Origin of the sequence: Pseudoalteromonas sp. S558, from assembly GCF_005886635.1 — a bacterium.
Lineage (GTDB): Bacteria > Pseudomonadota > Gammaproteobacteria > Enterobacterales > Alteromonadaceae > Pseudoalteromonas > Pseudoalteromonas aliena.
This window is the reverse complement of the sequence record NZ_PNDU01000544.1, coordinates 1-989: the sequence shown is the minus strand read 5'-3', so window position 1 is coordinate 989 and position 989 is coordinate 1. Positions and strand designations below refer to the sequence as shown.

General features: G+C 40.3%; 2 protein-coding genes. One reads left to right on the top strand and one right to left on the bottom strand.

Annotated elements, in window-relative coordinates; all coding sequences use genetic code 11:
• Nucleotides 1-25: 25 nt before the first annotated feature.
• Complete coding sequence (locus tag CWB66_RS21340) at nucleotides 26-472, bottom strand: REP-associated tyrosine transposase (RefSeq protein ID WP_138586993.1); 447 nt, start codon at nucleotides 470-472, stop codon at nucleotides 26-28.
• Between the two features lie 80 nt (nucleotides 473-552).
• Between CWB66_RS21340 and CWB66_RS23010 the strand changes: the two genes are divergently transcribed.
• On the top strand, nucleotides 553-684 hold the full coding sequence (locus CWB66_RS23010) for a hypothetical protein (protein WP_289508522.1): 132 nt from the start codon (nucleotides 553-555) through the stop codon (nucleotides 682-684).
• The last annotated feature ends 305 nt before the right edge of the window (nucleotides 685-989 follow it).

Sequence of the window (989 nt, the reverse complement as noted above, 5' to 3'; positions counted from 1 at the left end):
GGTCGTCATTTATGGCGACAAATACCTACAAATATACTGAATTCCAAAAAGGGTAATCACCAAGCTTGTTGACTATGCTACGCCTTAAAGGGTTCGCTGCAATGTATCTTGCTATTTCAATTCTATTTTCTTCTTCTCGTAAAGCATGATCATAATACGCAGGCTGCCACACGTTTTGACGAAACCCACGAACCTTATTTACTCGCCAAGATGATAGCCCTTTTAAATGACCAACCACATTGCCTAGCTTATCCCCTTTAAGCTGTAATAAACCATGAAAGTGATCAGGCATAAGAACCCATGTTAACCAGCGGCACTGGTGACTAAATTCATTATCAGCAATACATTTGCAAAAAGTATTGGCAAGCTTATAGTCACTAAATATGTTCTGCCTATTCTGGCACGTGATAGTAATAAAATATTCGCCGGACTGAATTGATACTCGCCCTTTTTTTAAATCACTCCAACTCATTCAAAACTCCCTCTTCTAAAAAATTTCATTAAAAAAGGTAGCTCAGTTATCCCAAGAATGCCTGCTGTAGGTCGTCATTTATGACGACAACACAAAGCAGCTTGACCCTACAGCAAACCACTTTACGCGCTGAAGCACGCCCTACGCGTAGGTCGTCATTTATGGCGACAATACAAAGCAGCAATCCTACAACAAGCTACTTTACGCGCTAAAGCACGCCCTACGTGTAGGTCGTCATTTATGGTGACAGTACAAAGCAGCAATCCTACTACAAACCACTTTACGCGCTAAAGCACGTCCTACATGTAGGTCGTCATTTATGGCGACAACACAAAGTAGCAACCCTACAGCAAACTTCTTTACGCGCTAAAGCACGTCCTACGTGTAGGTCGTCATTTATGGCGACAAATTAAGGTATGAAAATCAAAAACTAACTTTTTAACCCTGACTCAATTCTTAACTTTTCAATATCTTTATGTTGCTGAAATACTCAAACAAAAGCAAGAATCTCATGCAT